General features: G+C 73.4%; 12 protein-coding genes. 8 read left to right on the plus strand and 4 right to left on the minus strand.

All coding sequences use genetic code 11. From position 1 onward, the window contains the following. Nucleotides 1-15: 15 nt before the first annotated feature. From OG519_RS21715 to sucD, 5 genes are all read left to right on the plus strand, one after another. On the plus strand, nucleotides 16-1182 hold the full coding sequence (locus tag OG519_RS21715; RefSeq protein ID WP_405586479.1) for an AAA family ATPase: 1167 nt from the start codon (nucleotides 16-18) through the stop codon (nucleotides 1180-1182). Next, on the plus strand, nucleotides 1179-4229 hold the full coding sequence (locus tag OG519_RS21720) for a DUF5682 family protein (RefSeq protein ID WP_405586481.1): 3051 nt from the start codon (nucleotides 1179-1181) through the stop codon (nucleotides 4227-4229). Before OG519_RS21715 ends, OG519_RS21720 begins: the two co-directional genes overlap by 4 nt. Continuing rightward, nucleotides 4222-5430 carry a VWA domain-containing protein gene (locus OG519_RS21725; RefSeq protein WP_405586484.1) on the plus strand — a complete coding sequence of 403 codons (1209 nt, stop codon included), beginning with the start codon at nucleotides 4222-4224 and terminating at the stop codon, nucleotides 5428-5430. The genes OG519_RS21720 and OG519_RS21725 overlap by 8 nt, the downstream gene beginning before the upstream one ends. Nucleotides 5431-5822: 392 nt before the next feature. Continuing rightward, nucleotides 5823-6995 carry an ADP-forming succinate--CoA ligase subunit beta gene (sucC, locus tag OG519_RS21730; protein WP_405586486.1) on the plus strand — a complete coding sequence of 391 codons (1173 nt, stop codon included), beginning with the start codon at nucleotides 5823-5825 and terminating at the stop codon, nucleotides 6993-6995. A gap of 22 nt (nucleotides 6996-7017) precedes the next feature. Next, entirely contained in the window at nucleotides 7018-7905 is an 888-nt protein-coding gene (gene sucD, locus OG519_RS21735) for a succinate--CoA ligase subunit alpha (RefSeq protein ID WP_405586488.1), read from the plus strand. A gap of 155 nt (nucleotides 7906-8060) precedes the next feature. Here the strand turns inward: sucD and OG519_RS21740 are convergent, their stop codons facing one another. Further along, nucleotides 8061-9158, minus strand: coding sequence for an RNA polymerase subunit sigma-70 (locus OG519_RS21740; protein ID WP_405586491.1), 1098 nt, complete (start codon nucleotides 9156-9158; stop codon nucleotides 8061-8063). Between the two features lie 482 nt (nucleotides 9159-9640). Here OG519_RS21740 and OG519_RS21745 point away from each other — a divergent pair, with 482 nt between their 5' ends. Continuing rightward, entirely contained in the window at nucleotides 9641-11146 is a 1506-nt protein-coding gene (locus OG519_RS21745; RefSeq protein WP_405586494.1) for a DUF6350 family protein, read from the plus strand. 48 nt (nucleotides 11147-11194) lie between these two features. On the opposite strand, the gene OG519_RS21750 is transcribed toward OG519_RS21745, so the two are convergent. Both OG519_RS21750 and OG519_RS21755 read right to left on the minus strand, forming a co-directional pair. Further along, the gene (locus tag OG519_RS21750) at nucleotides 11195-11998 is read right to left on the minus strand and encodes a ferritin-like domain-containing protein (RefSeq protein ID WP_405586497.1); all 804 of its coding nucleotides are present in this window, start codon (nucleotides 11996-11998) and stop codon (nucleotides 11195-11197) included. Between the two features lie 176 nt (nucleotides 11999-12174). Next, entirely contained in the window at nucleotides 12175-13092 is a 918-nt protein-coding gene (locus tag OG519_RS21755) for a hypothetical protein (RefSeq protein WP_405586500.1), read from the minus strand. A 582-nt stretch (nucleotides 13093-13674) separates the two neighbouring features. Here OG519_RS21755 and purN point away from each other — a divergent pair. Beyond that, nucleotides 13675-14298: a phosphoribosylglycinamide formyltransferase gene (purN, locus tag OG519_RS21760; protein WP_405586503.1), complete on the plus strand. Its 624-nt coding sequence runs from the start codon at nucleotides 13675-13677 to the stop codon at nucleotides 14296-14298. After that, complete coding sequence (purH, locus tag OG519_RS21765; protein ID WP_405586506.1) at nucleotides 14295-15920, plus strand: bifunctional phosphoribosylaminoimidazolecarboxamide formyltransferase/IMP cyclohydrolase; 1626 nt, start codon at nucleotides 14295-14297, stop codon at nucleotides 15918-15920. The genes purN and purH overlap by 4 nt, the downstream gene beginning before the upstream one ends. Before the next feature lie 184 nt (nucleotides 15921-16104). Here purH and OG519_RS21770 read toward each other — a convergent pair whose 3' ends face one another. Beyond that, nucleotides 16105-16869 carry an RDD family protein gene (locus tag OG519_RS21770; RefSeq protein ID WP_405586509.1) on the minus strand — a complete coding sequence of 255 codons (765 nt, stop codon included), beginning with the start codon at nucleotides 16867-16869 and terminating at the stop codon, nucleotides 16105-16107. Between the last annotated feature and the right edge of the window lie 41 nt (nucleotides 16870-16910).

Here is a 16910-nt window from a genome sequence, read left to right on the forward strand (position 1 = left end):
AGTGGGGGAAGAGCCATGACCGAAACGACGACCGTCACGGCCGTGTCCGCACCGGCCGTACCTGCTGGACTTGCCGGGCCTGCTGGATCCGCCGAGGCAGCCGAGTCGGCGCTGCGACCACACGCGGAGGACGCCTTCGCGGATGAGCTCGCGGCGCTCGCCGCGATGGACGACCGGCCGCGCCCCGCGCGCTGGAAGATGTCGCCCTGGGCGGTCGCCACGTATCTGCTCGGCGGCACACTGTCCGACGGCACGGTGATCAGCCCGAAGTATGTCGGTCCGCGTCGCATCGTCGAAGTGGCGGTCACCACGCTGGCCACCGATCGGGCGCTGCTGCTGCTCGGCGTGCCCGGCACCGCGAAGACCTGGGTGTCCGAGCATCTCGCGGCGGCGATCAGCGGCGATTCGACCCTGCTCGTGCAGGGCACGGCCGGCACACCGGAAGAGGCGATCCGGTACGGCTGGAATTACGCCCAACTGCTGACCAACGGGCCGAGCCGGGCCGCGCTGGTGCACAGCCCGGTGATGCGGGCGATGGCCGAGGGGCGGATCGCGCGGGTCGAGGAGCTGACCCGCATCCCGGCCGACGTGCAGGACTCACTGATCACCATCCTGTCCGAGAAGACCTTGCCGATACCGGAGTTGGGCACCGAGACCCAGGCGGTGCGCGGCTTCAACCTGATCGCGACCGCCAACGACCGCGACCGCGGGGTCAACGACCTGTCCAGCGCGCTGCGCCGGCGCTTCAACACGGTGGTGCTGCCGCTGCCCGCCAGCGCGGAGGACGAGGTGGACATCGTGTCCCGTCGTGTCGACCAGCTCGGCCGCGGCCTGGACCTCCCGGACGTGCCGAACGGCGCGCATGAGATCCGCCGGGTGGTTACGGTCTTCCGTGAACTCCGCTCCGGTATGACGGAGGACGGCCGCACCAAGCTCAAGTCCCCCTCCGGCACGCTCTCCACCGCCGAGGCGATCTCGGTCGTCACCAACGGGCTCGCCCTCGCCGCGCACTTCGGGGACGGCGTGCTGCGGGCCGGCGATGTCGCGGCGGGCATCCTCGGCGCGGTGGTCCGCGATCCGGCGGCCGACCGCCTCATCTGGCAGGAGTACCTCGAAACGGTCGTCCGCGAGCGGGACGGCTGGAAGGACTTCTACCGCGCCTGCCGCGAGGTGACGGCATGACCGCCGCCATGAGTTCACCTGCGGTGACCACCACGGACCGGTCCCGCCCGACCGGCGGCGTGGCGGTATCGGCGGGCGAGGAGCCGGCGGCCTTGCGGGGCACGCCGAGCAGGGAAGCGGCCGGAGCAGGCGGGGGGCGCGCGGCCGAGGTCGAGGATGTGGTGCTGCTCGGAGTGCGGCATCACGGGCCGGGTTCGGCTCGGGGGGTGCGGGCCGCGCTGGAGGCGTATCAGCCGGAGATCGTGCTGATCGAAGGGCCGCCTGAGGGGGACGCGTTGGTGGGGCTGGCCGCCGATCCGGCGATGCGGCCGCCGGTGGCGCTGCTCGCTCACGTGGTGGACGACCCGGCGCGGGCGGGGTTCTGGCCCTTCGCCGAGTTCTCCCCCGAATGGGTGGCCATGCGCTGGGCCGTCGAAGCGGGCGTGGAGGTCCGCTTCATAGACCTGCCGGCCGCGCACAGCCTCGCCATGCGGGCGGTCCAGGACGACGAAGAAGATGAAAAGCAGGAAGGAGACGAAGGAGCCGAGGGGGAGAAGCTCACAGGCCGGGCAGGCCAGGAAGGTGGGGACGGCCAGGAAGACCACGCCGGCCAGGAAGACCACGCCGGTCAGGAAGACCACGCCGGTCAGGAGGGTGCGGACGGGCAGGACGAGGGGCGGGCCCAGGAGCAAGGGCGGGCACAAGAGGGGCAAGGGAAACAGGGGGAGCAGGGGGCACAGCAACGGCCGGACCGGCGGGGGCCGGAGCTGTCGGTGGGGGCGCCCGCTCCCGATGGGGACGCCGCCCCGGAGAGCGCGGGACCGCCGTCGGAGGCCGCCGTGCGGGTCGATCCGCTGGCCGTGCTGGCGCAGACGGCGGGGTACGACGACCCCGAGCGGTGGTGGGAGGACGCCGTCGAACACCTGGGCGGCTCGGGGCAGGGTGACGCGCTGGCGCCCTTCGAAGCGCTGGCCGAGGCGATGACGGAGGTCCGGGCCGCCTACGGGGACGGGGGACACGACCGCGACCTGCTGCGGGAAGCGCATATGCGGCTGCGGATAAGGGAGGCCCGGCGGACGCACGGCAGGACCGCGGTGGTGTGCGGGGCCTGGCACGTGCCGGCGCTGGCGGTGAAGACGACGGCGGCGGCCGACAAGCAGCTACTGAAGGGGCTGCCCAAGGCGAAGGTGGAGACGACCTGGGTGCCGTGGACGCACCGGCGGCTGGGGCGGGCCAGCGGTTATGGGGCGGGTATCGACTCACCGGGCTGGTACGGGCATCTGTTCAGCGCGCCGGACCGTCCGATCACCCGGTGGATGACCAAGGTCGCCGGGCTGCTGCGGGAGGAGGACTACCCGGTGTCCTCCGCCCACGTCATCGAGGCGGTGCGGCTGGCCGACACCCTCGCCGTGATGCGGGGCCGCCCGCTGGCCGGCCTGGGCGAGACGACCGACGCGATCAGGTCGGTGATGTGCGACGGCTCAGACGTGCCGTTGGCGCTGATCCAGGACCGCCTCATCGTAGGGGACGTGCTCGGTGAGGTGCCGCCGGACGCGCCCGCGGTGCCGCTCGCCCGGGACCTGGCCCGTGAGCAGCGCACGCTCAGGCTGAAGCCGGAGGCGCTGGAGCGGGAGCTGGCGCTCGATCTGCGCAAGGACACCGACGCCGCCCGCAGCAGGCTGTTGCACCGGCTGCGGCTGCTCGGTATCGACTGGGGGGAGCCGACGGCGGGCCGGGACAACAAGGGGACGTTCCGGGAGACATGGCGGCTGCGGTGGGAGCCCGAGTTGGCGATCCGGGTCGCCGAGGCGGGGATCTGGGGCACCACCGTGGAGACGGCGGCGACCGCCCGCGCGGAGGACCTGGCGGTGCGGGCGGAGGTGCTGGCCGGCGTCACCGCCGTCGCCGAGCGGTGTCTGCTGGCCGGGCTCGCCGACGCGCTGCCCACGGTGATGCGGGTCCTGGCCGATCGTGCCGCGCTGGACGCCGATGTCGCCCACCTCGCCGCGGCGCTGCCCGCGCTGGTGCGGGCGGTCCGTTACGGAGATGTGCGCGGCACCGACTCCGCCGCGCTCGGCCATGTGGCGGAGGGCCTCGCCCGCCGGATCTGTGTCGGCTTCCCGTCGGCGTGCGTGGGTCTGGACGCGGACGGGGCGGGTGAGTTGTGCGGCCACCTGGACGCGGTGCACCGTGCGGTCGGTCTCCTCCCGGCGCCAGCGGGGGCCCCGGCGGCTCCTGGGTCGGACCCCGCGCCCGGTCAGCCTGCGTCGCCGAACGACGTGCGGGAGCGCTGGGCCGCGATGCTGCGGGCACTCGCCGAGCGGGACGGCGCGATACCCGGCCTGCTGAGGGGCGCCGCCGCCCGGCTGCTGATGGACGAGGGACGGCTCCCGGCGGCGGAGGCGGCGCGGCTGATGGGGCTCGCGTTGTCGCCGGGGACCGGCCCGGTGGAGGCGGCCGGCTGGATCGAGGGGTTCCTGGCCGGCGGTGGGGTGCTGCTGGTGCACGACGAGCGGCTGCTGGCGCTGCTGGACGGCTGGCTGGCGCGGGTGTCGGGGGAGGCGTTCACGGATGTGCTGCCGTTGCTGCGGCGGACGTTCGCGGAGTTCGAGCCCGGGGTGCGGCGGTCGGTGGGTGAGTTGGTGCGGCGCGGTCCGACGGCGGCGCCCGTTCGGGACGCCACGGGCGCGGAAGCCGGTCTGCCCGGGTTCGGCCAGGAACTCGACCCGACCCGCGCGGAAGCGGCCCTGCACACCGTCCGGCTGCTGCTCGGCACCACAACAACCACCGACCTGGCCACCACGCCAACCACCACCCCGGCCAACCTCACCCCGGCGGGGGACCCGGTCCCGGCGGCCGGCCCTGCGCTTCCGGCCGCCTCGGCCGACCCGCACCTGACCACCGACCTGGCCACCACGCCAACCACCACCCCGGCCAGCCTCGCCCCGGCGGTCGACCTGGTCCCGGCGGCCGGCCCCGCCCCGGGCGGCCCGCGGTCGGACCGGTCCGCAGCCACCGCTTCAACCCACCCGGAAGACCCGACCAACGCGGGGGAACCCCATGTCTGACACCGCGGCGAACGCCGCCGACCTCACCCACGGAGTGGCCGTGCCCGTCGATGGCGGGGAGCGGCTGCGGCGCTGGCGGCTGGTCCTCGGAGGCGGGCAGGCCGACGGCACCGGGTGCGAGCTCTCCGGGCAGGACGCGGCGATGGACCGTACCCTCACCGCGCTCTACGGCGGCCGTAGCGGCACCGGCGCCAACAGCGGCCGAAGCGGAGATCGTTCGGCCGGACTCGGCGGCTCGGCCCCCCAAGTCGCCCGCTGGCTCGGCGACATCCGCACGTATTTCCCCAGCTCCGTGGTGCAGGTCATGCAGCGGGACGCCATCGACCGGCTGGGGCTCTCCGCGCTGCTGCTCGAACCGGAGATGCTGGAGGCGGTCGAGGCCGATGTCCACCTCGTCGGCACCCTCCTCTCGCTGAACAAGGCGATGCCGGAGACCACCAAGGAGACCGCCCGGGCCGTGGTTCGCAAGGTGGTGGACGGCTTGGAGAAGCGGCTCGCCACCAGGACGCGGGCCACGCTGACCGGCGCCCTGGACCGTTCGGCCAAGATCAACCGACCGCGCCACCGGGACATCGACTGGGACCGCACCATCCGTGCCAACCTCAAGCACTATCTGCCCGAGCACGGCACCATCGTCCCCGAGCGGCTGATCGGTTACGGCCGGGCCGACCGGGCGGTGAAGAAGGACGTGGTGCTCTGCATCGACCAGTCCGGTTCGATGGCCGCCTCGGTCGTCTACGCCTCGGTCTTCGGCGCGGTCCTCGCCTCGATGCGGTCGATCGACACCAAGCTGGTGGTCTTCGACACCGCTGTGGTGGACCTCACCGAACAACTGGACGACCCGGTGGACGTCCTCTTCGGCACCCAGCTCGGCGGCGGCACCGACATCAACCGGGCGCTGGCCTACTGCCAGTCGCTGATCACCCGCCCCGCGGACACCGTGGTCGTGCTGATCAGTGATCTCTACGAGGGCGGCATCCGGGACGAGATGCTCAAACGGGTGGCGGCGATGAAGGCGGCCGGCGTGCAGTTCGTGGCGCTGCTCGCACTGTCGGACGAGGGGGCGCCCGCCTACGACCGGGAGCACGCGGCGGCGCTCGCCGCGCTCGACGCCCCCGCCTTCGCCTGCACCCCCGACCTCTTTCCCGAGGTCATGGCCGCCGCGATCGAGAAGCGCCCGCTCCCGATACCCGAGAAATAAGACCCCGGGCGGCCGAGCAGGGGGATCCGAAGTGGCCGCCCGGTGATGTCCGGGCGATCCCACGCGCCGAGGGGGCGAGGCCAGGGTGGGGAGCGGGGGCGCTGTGACCGTTCTCACCGTGCGGGAGCCACCCGCGATTTAGGCCCCCACGGTGCTCGGCGATAACCTGCAATGCGGACATGCCGCGTACTCGGTCACCGTGTGCGCTTCTCTCATGACAGTGCAGTCGCCCTGCCCGTAGCGGCACGCCCAGGCAGATTATCCAGGCCCAGCGGATCGGATCAGTCAGGCAGCGCCGCACACCCGGCGGCAGCGGCCCGCGGCCCGCTGAGTCTCGGAAATCCAGGGATCCAGGGATCCGGGACATCAGGAAAAAAGGGAGACGGACGCGCGTGGACCTGTTCGAGTACCAGGCGAGGGACCTCTTCGCCAAGCACGGTGTACCGGTGCTGGCCGGTGAAGTCATCGACACGCCTGAGGCGGCGCGTGCCGTGGCGGAGCGGCTCGGCGGCCGTGCGGTCGTCAAGGCGCAGGTCAAGGTGGGCGGCCGCGGCAAGGCCGGCGGTGTGAAGCTGGCCGCGGACCCGGCCGACGCGGTGGCCAAGGCCGACGCCATTCTCGGCATGGACATCAAGGGCCACACGGTCCACAAGGTGATGCTCGCCGAGACCGCGGACATCAAGGAGGAGTATTACGTCTCCTTCCTCCTGGACCGCACCAACCGCACCTTCCTCGCCATGGCCTCCGTCCAGGGCGGTGTGGAGATCGAGGTCGTCGCCGAGGAGAACCCGGAGGCGCTGGCCAAGGTTCCGGTCGACGCGCTGGAGGGCGTGACGCCGGCGAAGGCCGCCGAGATCGTCGCCGCGGCGAAGTTCCCGGCCGAGATCGCCGACCAGGTCGCCGAGGTGCTCCAGAAGCTCTGGGTCGTCTTCGTCAAGGAAGACGCCCTGCTCGTGGAGGTCAACCCGCTGGTCAAGACCGGCGATGGTCAGATCATCGCCCTGGACGGCAAGGTCTCGCTCGACGAGAACGCCGCCTTCCGGCAGCCCGGCCACGAGGCGCTCGAGGACAAGGCCGCCGCCAACCCGCTGGAGGCGAAGGCCAAGGCCAAGGGCCTCAACTACGTCAAGCTCGACGGCGAGGTCGGCATCATCGGCAACGGCGCGGGTCTCGTGATGAGCACCCTGGACGTCGTGGCGTACGCCGGCGAGAGCCACGGCGGCGTCAAGCCCGCCAACTTCCTGGACATCGGCGGCGGCGCCTCCGCCGAGGTGATGGCCAACGGTCTGGAGATCATCCTGGGCGACCCGGATGTGAAGTCCGTGTTCGTCAACGTCTTCGGTGGCATCACCGCCTGTGACGAGGTCGCCAACGGCATCGTGCAGGCGCTCGAACTGCTCACCTCCAGGGGCGAGGACGTCACCAAGCCGCTGGTCGTACGGCTCGACGGCAACAACGCGGAGCTGGGTCGCAAGATCCTCTCGGACGCGAACCACCCGCTGGTGCAGCGCGTGGACACCATGGACGGCGCGGCCGACAAGGCCGCCGAGCTGGCTGCGAAGTAAGGGACGAGGACACCGACACACCATGGCTATCTTCCTGACCAAGGACAGCAAGGTCATCGTCCAGGGCATGACCGGCGCCACCGGCATGAAGCACACCACCCTGATGCTCGCCGACGGCACCGACATCGTCGGCGGCGTCAACCCGCGCAAGGCCGGCACCACCGTCACCTTCGACCACGGCCGTGACGTACCGGTCTTCGGCAGCGTCAAGGAGGCGATCGAGGCCACCGGTGCGAACGTGACGGTGATCTTCGTCCCGGAGAAGTTCACCAAGGACGCGGTGGTCGAGGCGATCGAGGCCGAGATCCCGCTGGCGGTCGTCATCACCGAGGGCGTCGCGGTCCACGACAGCGCCGCGTTCTGGGCGCTCGCCCAGGACAAGGGCAACAAGACCCGGATCATCGGGCCCAACTGCCCCGGCCTGATCACCCCCGGCCAGTCCAACGCGGGCATCATCCCCGGTGACATCACCAAGCCCGGCCGCATCGGCCTGGTGTCGAAGTCCGGCACCCTGACGTATCAGATGATGTACGAGCTGCGAGACATCGGCTTCTCGTCCGCGGTCGGCATCGGCGGCGACCCGATCATCGGTACGACGCACATCGACGCGCTCGCCGCGTTCGAGGCCGACCCCGACACCGACCTGATCGTGATGATCGGTGAGATCGGCGGCGACGCGGAGGAGCGGGCCGCGGCGTTCATCGAGAAGAACGTGACGAAGCCGGTCGTCGGTTACGTGGCGGGCTTCACCGCGCCCGAGGGCAAGACCATGGGCCACGCCGGCGCCATCGTCTCCGGCTCCTCCGGCACGGCGCAGGCGAAGAAGGAGGCCCTGGAGGCGGCGGGCGTCAGGGTCGGCAAGACGCCGTCCGAGACGGCGCGGCTGGCTCGGGCGATCCTCGCCGGTTGAGTTGAGCTGAGTTGGGCTGAGTTCAGTTGAGCTGAGCCGGCCTGACCGACCTGCCCTGACCTTCGGGTCGAGCGGTACGGCCGCATGCTGCGGGCCCGTTCCCTTCGGGGGGCGGGCCCGCACGGCTGAGGTGACCCGGGCGGGCCGGTACGTACCTACGGGCCCCGGTCCGGGTCCGGTACGACGGTGGCGCCGGTGGCTGGTACGCCGCTGGCCGGCGGGCGCGGGTGCGAGTGGTGGTACGTGGCGTGCGCGGAGGTGAAGAGCATGGCCGCGGTGGTCAGCGCCGCGAACAGGCCGCTGGCCGCGAAGACAAAGGCTGTACGGCGCCGGGTGCCGCGTTCGCCGGCGGCGCGGACGGCCTCGGGCCGGTCCGGCAGCGTCAGGGCCGGGGCCTGATCCGGGCCCCGGCCCGGGTCCCCCGCGCCGGCTCCCAGCAGTGTGCCCAGCCGGCCGGGCAGCTCGGCCTCGGTCAGCCCCGGCACGGCCTCGGTCAGCGCCTCCCGGGCCTGGTCGATCCGGCCGGCGGTCGTGAGCGGGCCGGCTTCGGTCTCGGCCGCGGTCGTCAGCAGGTCGAGGCCCAGGCCGTCGCGGAGCAGGACGGCCCGGCGGCGGTGCGGTGGCAACGTCAAGAGCGCCGCCGCGAGCGGATCCCCGGCCGGGTTCACCGGGTCAGCCCGATGACGGCGGCGGAACGGCACCCAGCGTTGCCAGGGCGCGAGCGCGTAATCGTGCGCCGCGGCCCGGACCCAGCCCACCGGATCACTGTCCCGGGCCACTTCGGGCCACCGCTGCCACGCCAGGTCGAAGGCGTGTGCCACGGCCCGGCGGGCGAAGAGGCGGTCCCCCGTGAGGAGTTCGACCTGCCGCAGCAGCGGGCCGGCCGCGTGCCGGTAGAGCGAGTCAAAGGCATCCTCGGGCGTCGCCCCCCGAATACGTGTCCGACGCGGTGGCGCCCCGGCGTCGGCGCCGCCTTGAGGCTGCCGCCCCGCGACACCTAGCCCGGCCGTCCCGCCGCCTCCACCCGCATCCCCCTCGGCCTCAACGTCAGCCACCACCCGACCGCCGCCGCCCGCGCCCACGGCGACCGCCCCGGCCGCCTTCGGTGTGGTGGTTCCGCCGAGGTCCGCTTCGGCCCCTGCGGCGGCCGTCGCCTGAGCGCCGCCGGCCGCGCCCGCGCCCACGGCGACTGCCCTGGCCGCTTCCGGTGGGGTGGTTCCGCCGAGGTTCCCCTCGGCCTCAACGTCAGCCACCACCCGACCGCCGCCGCCCGCGCCCACGGCGACCGCCCCGGCCACCTCCGGCGCGGCTTCCCGGGTGCCCCGGCGGGGGTCGGCCCCCCGGGAAAGCAGCCCCGGCGAAGGCGCCGCTGGCGAAGATGCCCCCGGCGAGGGGTCGCGGAGCTGCGGGGACGCGCCCGAGCGGGTCGGCCCACCGCCCCCGCCCCGCTCGCCCGCCTCGCGGTAACGCGACCCCTCACCCCGGCCCCCCTTGCCGCCCTTGCGCGGCTTCTTCCGGGCGGTCATCGCGACCCCTCCGCCCGCGCCGCCGGGCGGACTTCAGGCCGCCGGGCAGCAGCCCAGCCGCCGGCCGGCGACCCGTACCGCTCCGGGGCTGAACGACCAGCGAGCGGGCCCGGCCTCCAAAAAATACGCATACCGCATATTTTGCGCGACACGACGACCATTCGCCCGCTGCCGGGGCGAAACGGATGTTCTTGGCACGATGGGTCGCCGTGACGCATACGACCGACTCGGCTCCGCTGCCAGGTTTCCCGGGCGCCGCCGCCCCCGCACCCCCCGCCGGGCGCAAGGGCGGGCCCGCCCGCCGTACGGATGTCCGCGTGTCGGCCGCCGCCGGGGGCGCCGCTGCCGCCGCCCTGGGGCTCGGCGCGCTGGCCGCGCTCGTCCTGGTGCTGTGGATCGCCTCGCCGTACCCCGACAGCGGGCTGGGCGGCGCGCTGCACGTCGGCGCGGGTATGTGGCTGCTCGCCCAGGGCGCCGAACTCGTCAGGACCCAGACCCTCTCCGGTGACCCGGCCCCGATCGCGGTGACGCCGCTGCTGTTCAGCGCGGTGCCGGCCTGGCTGCTCTACCGGGGTACGTCGTCGGCGGTCGCCGCGGCGGCCCAGGCGGACGAGCCGAAGGAGGCCGACGGGCCAGAACGGGCCGAGGGGGCCGAGAGGGCCGACGGGCCAGAAGCGGCCAAAGGAAGCCTCATCGAGGTGGCCGGCTGGGTCCTCACCGGCTACCTCTCCGTGGTCGCCGCGGTGGTCGCCTACGCGGCAGGAGGCCCGGTCCGGGTCGACCTGCCGACAGTCGGATACGTGGCGCTCTTCGCGATCGGCGTCGCCGGTTACGGCGCGTGGGCGGGCGGCGGCCGGCCCGCCCCGGCGCGCTGGCGGGCGCTCGACCGGCGTCTCGGCCGGTACCTCGGCCCGCACCTCAACCGGTACCTCGACCGGTGCGCGCCGTACGCCGAGGAAGCGGTCGCCGCGCTGCGGGCCGCCGGCATCGCGCTCGGCGTCCTCCTCGGTGGCGGCGCGCTGCTCGGCGCGGTGTCGCTCGCCTGGCACGCGGGCTCGTCCGGCGGGACGTACGCGCAGCTCAGCGGCCCCTTCGCCGGGAAGCTCGCGGTGCTGCTGATCGCGATCGCACTGTTGCCGAACCTCGCGGTGTGGGGGGCGTGCTACGCGCTCGGCGTCGGGTTCTCGGTGGGCGCGGGCAGCACGGTGGGACCCGTGGGGGCCTTCGGGTACGGGCTGCTGCCGAGGTTCCCGCTGCTCGCCGCGCTGCCGGGCGAGGGCGTCGGCGGCTGGCCGGGGTGGCTGACCCTGGCGGTGCCCGCGGTCGGCGCGTGCGCGGTGGGGTGGTGGATCGGGCACGGCGGATGGCCGGCGGTCAGTACGGTCCGGGTCGTCGCGGGCGCGGCCGGTTTCCTCGCCCTCGCCGTCGCGGTCCTCGCGGCCTGGTCCAGCGGCCCCCTCGGCGTTGCGCGCCTCGCCGATTTCGGCCCCACCTGGTGGCGCGCGTGCGCCGCGTCCTGGTCCTGGACGGTCGCCCTGGCCCTCCCTCTGGCCCTGCTCCGCCGCGTCTACCTGAACCACCCCCTCCCGGCCCTCCACGCCACCCTTCAGCGCCTCCCGGGCCTGCCGCGCGGCCTCCCGCACATCCCGTACCTCCCACGCCGCCGCCCCAAGCCCCCCGCACCCCCTACGGCCCCACCGTCCACGCACCCCTGACCCCGCCTCGGCCGAGCCCGGTACACGAGGTCAGAGGTCAGGGGCAGGTCAGTGGGAGGTCTTCGCGGTGACCGGCTCCGAGGGCGGGGTGGCGCCCAGGGCGTTGAGGTTGTCGGCGGGCCAGGTCAGCGAGGTCATCCGGCGCCAGCTCACGGCCCGCTCGTAGGCGTAGACCGCGTGGATGCCCGACCGCAGCGTGCCGATCTTCGCGTGCGACCAGCCGAGGATGTCGGCCATGTGGTTCATCACGGAGATGCTGACGTCGCGGTAGACGCGGATCTCGGCGTGCGCGCAGTCGCGGAGGATGCGGTGGATGCTGCGGGCGTGGCCGGACCTGGCGAGCCGGAGCAGCTCCTCGTGGCAGTAGGCCAGGTGGTTGTCCTCGTCGTGCGAGATCGCCCGGACCGCGCGGCCCAGCTCCGGGTGGTCCCCGAAGTGCTTCAGCAGCAGCCGCATCTGCTCCGACGCCCGCTGCTCGGTCACCCGGCTGTGCGCGAGGTAGGTGACGATGTCCTGCTCGCTGAGCGCCTCGTCCTGGCGCAGCCGCGCGTGGGTGAGGCCGATGCCGGCCCGCTCCAGCAGCATCGTGTAGTCGGTGTCCGGCGGCACCGGCACGGTCTCCAGCTCCCGCTTGTGGAGCAGCGCGAGGAAGATCCGGCCGTGCTTGTCCTCGTCCGCGCCGTGCCGGGCGATCTTCGGTGCCATCCCGCGCTGTGAGGCGGGCACCAGCGCCGCGATCCGGCTGTTCTCCCAGCCTCCCTGTGACTCCCCGCTGGCCGCGATCGAGCAGAAGAGCGAGAAGGAGTCGTCGTTCTCGAGGATCTCCGTGAACAGACCGCGCGCAGACAGCATCGCGTCACTCCTTCCACTACGGCCATGACCGTGTGCACCCGTGTGCACACCATGTGCAGTCACGAGTCAAGGCCGGTCGGAAGGAGGCCGCAACCGGGGCCGGGGCCGCACTGGGCCGCCCGGGGGAGCCCGGTCGGCGGAAGGTGGCGGAAGGCGGCGGAGGATGCTGTCGCGGCTCAGTCGTGGAAGGCGGGCAGGTCCTGGAACGGCCCCGGCAGCAGCTTGTGGCAGGCGTGCGCGGCGGGCGAGGTCAACGCGTCGGAGCGGCACGTGTAGTAGTCGCGGTAGGCGAGCTGGAAGGCGTACGTGCCGGCGACGATCACCAGCGTCAGCGAGCTGACCACGATCCCGGTCCAGGCGGCGGTCAGGAACGACCGCTGGGCGTCCGGCCCCGGCGCCGGCGGCGCGGGCCGGGGCGACTGGGCCGCGTTGGCCAGCGCCGACGCGGTGGCGGCCCGAGCCTTGGCCCGCTCCTCCGCGGGCATCCGCAGCGCGCTGACTCCCCAGTACAGGGCGAGCGAGCCGAGCAGCAGCGCGACCGGGGTCCAGCCGAGCAGCCCGGAGAACAGGCCCCAGCCGCCGCAGATCAGGGCGTAGCGGGACCGGCGGTGGGCCGGGTCGGTGGGGTCGAACTTGGGCGCGGCGCCCTGCGGGCCCTGGGGGCGCTGGGCGAACGGGTCGGGCCGTCCCGACTGCGGCTGCCTGCTGCTCCACTGAGTGCCCCAGGCGGACGGGGGCGGGGGCGTGCCGCGGTCCGGGGGGCCGCCGTGCGCCCAGGGTGCCTTGTCCTCGGGGTGGCCGCCGTGGCCGGGCCCGGCGGGGCCGCTGTGTCCCTGGCCGTCGTGGCTCCCGTGGCCGCCCTGCTCGCCGTGACCGTCCTGGCCGCCTTGGACACCCTGGCCCGAGTCGGCGGAACCCGAGGAACCCGGGCCGTCCCCCGACCCCGAAGCTCCTGACCCCTCCGGCCCGCGTGGCTGCCACGGCCGGTCCGGCGCCCCCTCGGGCGGCGGCGCGAAGGGGTTGTCCCGCTGATCGCCCTCTGGCGCGCGCAGCGCGATGTGAATACGGCCGCTGCTCATGATGTGATGCGCCATCCCCTTGGGCTCGACTCCTCTGTCATCTCACCGGCTCCGCCATCTGTCCAGCCAGATGGCGGAGCCATCCGACCGCTTGGCGTCCGTCGGTCAATGGGCCGCCGGATCTTCCGTCACCCCACGCCGCCGCCTTCGCGGGGGCTTGCCGGCCACCGCACGACCGATGTGCGGGCCACCGGTTTCCTGGCAGACGCTACCGCCCGCGTGCTCCCCCGTCCCGCGGGGGCCGTTCGCGGTGCCGGTATCGTTGCTGACGGTCGGCGGTCTCGTAGGGTTCCCCGGAATCCATGGGGCCACCGATTCGTACGATCCTCCGAACACCCTGCTCACCAGACGATCGCACATGAAGCGCACGCCAGCCAGGGTGCATGCGCGTCGGAGCCCCGCCAACCAGCCTCGACAAGCCCAGCCAAGCCCAGCCAAGCCCCGCCCGGGCCCGATCGGCGTGCCCGCACCGCCCGAAGCCGCCCCGAAGCCCTCGTACCGACCCGAACCGCCCCCGAAGTCGCTGAAGCCCACGAAGTACCCGAAGCCCCCCGAACCGCCAGCAGACCGACCGCCAGAAGACAGAGAGCCCCGCCCGTGGCCGCCCGCACCCCCGCCCGCCTCGTCGTCCTCGTCTCCGGTTCCGGTACGAACCTTCAGGCGCTGCTCGACGCCATCGGCGCCGACCCCTCCTACGGCGCCACCGTCGTCGCGGTCGGCGCCGACCGCGAGGGCATCGCCGGGCTCGACCGGGCCGCCCGCGCCGGACTGCCCACCTTCGTGGTGAAGGTGAGGGACCACGCCGACCGCGCCGCCTGGGACCTCGCGCTGGCCGAGGCCACCGCCGCGTACCGGCCCGACCTGGTGGTCTCCGCGGGCTTTATGAAGATCGTCGGCCCGCACTTCCTGGCCAGGTTCGGCGGCCGCTTCATCAACACCCACCCCGCGCTGCTGCCGAGCTTCCCCGGCGCGCACGGCGTACGGGAAGCGCTCGCGTACGGCGCGAAGGTCACCGGCTGCACCGTTCACTTCGTCGACGACGGGGTGGACACCGGACCGGTCATCGCCCAGGGCGTGGTCGAGGTCCGGCCGGACGACACGGAGGAAGCGCTCCACGAGCGCATCAAGGAAGTCGAGCGACGACTGCTCGTCGACGTAGTAGGGCGGCTGTCACGCGACGGCTACCGCATCGATGGACGAAAGGTACGGATCCCGGCATGAGCGCCGACGTCACCAACGGCAGGAACCAGTCGGACGGATCGAACGGGTCGCAGCGGCCTGACGGGGGGGAGCACAAGCGCCCCATCCGCCGCGCGCTGGTCAGCGTCTACGACAAGACCGGTCTGGAGGAGCTGGCCCGCGGGCTGCACGAGGCCGGTGTGGAACTGGTCTCCACCGGCTCGACGGCCGGCCGGATCGCCGCGGCCGGGGTGCCGGTCACCAAGGTCGAGGAGCTGACCGGCTTCCCGGAGTGCCTGGACGGCCGGGTCAAGACGCTGCACCCGCGGGTACACGCCGGGATCCTCGCCGACCTGCGGCTCGACGACCACCGGCAGCAGCTCAACGACCTGGACATCCAGCCGTTCGAGCTGGTGGTGGTGAACCTCTACCCCTTCCGCGAGACGGTCGCCTCGGGCGCGAGCGACGACGAGTGCGTGGAGCAGATCGACATCGGCGGCCCCTCGATGGTGCGCGCCGCCGCCAAGAACCACCCCTCGGTGGCCGTCGTCGTCAGCCCGCGGCGGTATGCGGACGTGCTCGCGGCGGTCGGCGCCGGCGGCTTCGACCTGGCCACCCGCAAGCGGCTGGCCGCCGAGGCGTTCCAGCACACTGCCGCGTACGACGTGGCGGTGGCCTCGTGGTTCGCCAGCGGCTACGCGGCCGACGGCGAGAGCGACTTCCCCGACTTCGCCGGCGTGACCTACCAGCGGCAGCACACCCTGCGCTACGGCGAGAACCCGCACCAGGGCGCCGCGCTCTACACCGACGGCTCCGGGCGCGGGCTGGCCGGCGCGGAGCAGCTCCACGGCAAGGAGATGTCGTACAACAACTACGTGGACACCGAGGCCGCCCGCCGGGCCGCGTACGACCACGACGAGACGTGTGTGGCGATCATCAAGCACGCCAACCCGTGCGGGATCGCGGTCGGCGCCGATGTCGCCGAGGCCCACCGCAAGGCGCACGCCTGCGACCCGCTCTCCGCGTTCGGCGGCGTCATCGCGGTGAACCGGCCGGTGTCGGTGGCCCTGGCCGAGCAGGTCGCGGAGATCTTCACCGAGGTGATCGTCGCCCCGGCCTACGAGGACGGCGCGGTCGAGGTGCTGGCCCGCAAGAAGAACATCCGGGTGCTGCGCTGCGCGGCCGCGCCAGCCGCGGTGACCGAGTACCGGCCGATCGAGGGCGGCGCGCTGATCCAGGCGAAGGACCTGCTCCAGGCCGAGGGCGACGACCCGGCGAACTGGACGCTGGCCACCGGTGAGCCGCTCTCCGCCGCCGAGCTGGCCGAGCTCGCCTTCGCCTGGCGGGCCTGCCGCGCGGTGAAGTCCAACGCGATCCTGCTGGCCAAGGACGGTGCCACCGTCGGCGTCGGCATGGGCCAGGTCAACCGGGTGGACTCCGCCCGGCTCGCCGTCGCGCGGGCCGGCGCCGACCGCGCCGCGGGCGCCTACGCCGCCTCCGACGCGTTCTTCCCCTTCCCCGACGGCCTCGAAGTGCTCACCGAGGCCGGTATCAGGGCGGTGGCCCAGCCCGGCGGCTCGATCCGCGACGAGGCGGTCATCGAGGCGGCGGCGAAGGCGGGCGTGACGATGTACCTCACCGGCACGCGCCACTTCTTCCACTGACCTGACCCCTGGGTGGGCCGCCGACTCCGCGCCGGCGCACCACCCCCGTACCGCCGAGAAGGCCGGGCCCCGCTCCAGGGACCCGGCCTTCCGCGGTCAGCGGGCGGCCCGGCATTCCGCGGTCAGCGGGCGATCGCCGCCCCGTACAGATCGGTCAGATCGGGTGGTCCGGGTGGGCCCGGGGTCATGTCAGGTCCTTGATGACGACGGTTTTGGTGAGCTTGTCGGCGAAGGTCTGGCGTTTGGCGTCCCACAGCGGCCAGAACCAGCCGATGCAGCAGGCGAGAAGGTCGAGGATGTGCAGCAGGCGCCGGCCGAGGGCGCGGCCGAAGCCGAGCCGGGAGCCGTCGGCCGCCTTCAGCAGGCGGACGCCGGCCACGCGTTTGCCGGGGGTCTGGCCGGTGGCGCCCTCGCGGTAGGAGATGAAGATCACGGCGAGGAGGGCCAGGATCGCGCTGATGGCGAGCAGCACGGCGGGGCCGTGCGGGACGTGCACCGGGCAGTCGGCGTCCGGGATGCCCCGCTTGTCGCAGTCGTCCGCCTGGTGGGCGGCGGAGATGCTTATTCGGGCGGAGCCGGCCAGCCACAGGCCGGTCGGCACGAGGAAGAACATCAGGCCGTCCAGGAGCGTTCCGCCCAGCCGGGCGCCCCAGCTCGCCAGCGGCGGCATTCCCGGCACTACGGCGGCGGCGTGCGGCGCGTAACCGTACGGACCGGCGCCGTAGGGCCCGGGTCCGTACGGCGGGGGACCGTACGGACCGTGCGGCGGCTGCCGCGGCGGGCCGTATCCGGGCTGCGGGCCGTATCCCTGGCCCGGCGGATACGGGTGCGGATACGGAGACGGCTGCTGCTGCGGATAGCCGTAGGGGCCGCCGCCACCGTACGGCTGCTGCGGCTGTCCTTCGGGCGGCTCGCCCTGTGGCTGGGCGGGACCTGGCGGCTGGCTCACGGAGGCGTTCCTTACGCGGAGGGGGCGGGCGGTCCACGGGC

The sequence above is a fragment of the Streptomyces sp. NBC_01190 genome, assembly GCF_045039895.1.
Lineage (GTDB): Bacteria > Actinomycetota > Actinomycetes > Streptomycetales > Streptomycetaceae > Actinacidiphila.

Coding starts and splice junctions, on each gene's coding strand:
- OG519_RS21725 (WP_405586484.1), top strand. CDS start 4,222: ATGTCTGACACCGCGGCGAACGCCGCCGACCTCACCCACGGAGTGGCC.
- OG519_RS21720 (WP_405586481.1), top strand. CDS start 1,179: ATGACCGCCGCCATGAGTTCACCTGCGGTGACCACCACGGACCGGTCC.
- OG519_RS21755 (WP_405586500.1), bottom strand. CDS start 13,092: ATGGCGCATCACATCATGAGCAGCGGCCGTATTCACATCGCGCTGCGC.
- OG519_RS21715 (WP_405586479.1), top strand. CDS start 16: ATGACCGAAACGACGACCGTCACGGCCGTGTCCGCACCGGCCGTACCT.
- purH (WP_405586506.1), top strand. CDS start 14,295: ATGAGCGCCGACGTCACCAACGGCAGGAACCAGTCGGACGGATCGAAC.
- sucD (WP_405586488.1), top strand. CDS start 7,018: ATGGCTATCTTCCTGACCAAGGACAGCAAGGTCATCGTCCAGGGCATG.
- OG519_RS21750 (WP_405586497.1), bottom strand. CDS start 11,998: ATGCTGTCTGCGCGCGGTCTGTTCACGGAGATCCTCGAGAACGACGAC.